This is a genomic window from Methylobacterium sp. GXS13 (assembly GCF_001455965.1).
GTDB lineage: Bacteria > Pseudomonadota > Alphaproteobacteria > Rhizobiales > Beijerinckiaceae > Methylobacterium.
In genome coordinates this window covers 1-866 of the sequence record NZ_LKKO01000007.1, presented here as the reverse complement: position 1 = coordinate 866, position 866 = coordinate 1, and the positions used below count along the sequence as shown (strand labels likewise).

The window sequence follows — 866 nt, the reverse complement described above, 5'->3', positions numbered from 1 at the left end:
TAGAGGCTGTTATGGACCTGGGTCGGGCTGATGCTCAGATGAGCGGGGATGAGCGCGACCCGCAAGCTGTATCCGTCCGATGTTTCCGATGAGGAGTGGGCGCTGGTTGCGCCCTACCTGACGCTGCTGCGTGAGGATGCCGGTCAGCGTGAGCATGCGTTGCGCGAGGTGTTCAACGGCCTGCGCTACGTGGTCAGGAGCGGCTGCCCGTGGCGGCTGATGCCCCACGACCTGCCGCCCTGGTTTGCCGTGTATCAGCAGGCCCAGCGCTGGCTGGCGGCCGGCTGTTTCGAGCAGCTGGCCGAGGACCTGCGTGCGGTGCTGCGCATGGCGGCCGGTCGCCCACCGGAGCCGAGCGCGGCCGTGCTCGACAGCCGGACCTTGCGCTCCTCACCCGAGAGCGGCGAGCGGGCCGGCTACGACGGGGCTAAGCGCAAGAAGGGCTCGAAGCTGCACATGGCGGTGGATACCCTCGGCCACCTTCTGGCGCTGCATGTCACACCCGCCGATGCTGATGATCGGGCTCAGGTTGGCCGGCTGGCCAAGGCCGTGCAGGCAGCCACGGGCGAGAGCGTCGAGGTCGCCTTCGTCGATCAGGGCTACACGGGCGAGAAGCCGGCCGCGGCAGCCCGCGCGCACGGCATCGAACTGAAGGTGGTAAAGTTGCCCGAGGCCAAGCGGGGCTTCGTACTCCTGCCCCGCCGCTGGGTCGTCGAACGCTCCTTTGCCTGGGCCACACGCTTTCGCAGGCTCGTCAAAGATTACGAGCGCTATGCAAGCACCCTGGCAGACCTGCACCTCGTCGCTTTCGTCTGCCTCATGCTCAAAAAGGCCGCTCAACTCGCCACAGGTTCATAACAGCCTCT

General features: G+C 66.9%; 1 protein-coding gene. It reads left to right on the top strand.

The window, feature by feature from the left end:
* Window positions 1–48 precede the first annotated feature (48 nt).
* Window positions 49–858, top strand: a complete 810-nt coding sequence (locus AO398_RS03935) for an IS5 family transposase (protein ID WP_058190738.1) — start codon at window positions 49–51, stop codon at window positions 856–858.
* Window positions 859–866 lie beyond the last annotated feature (8 nt).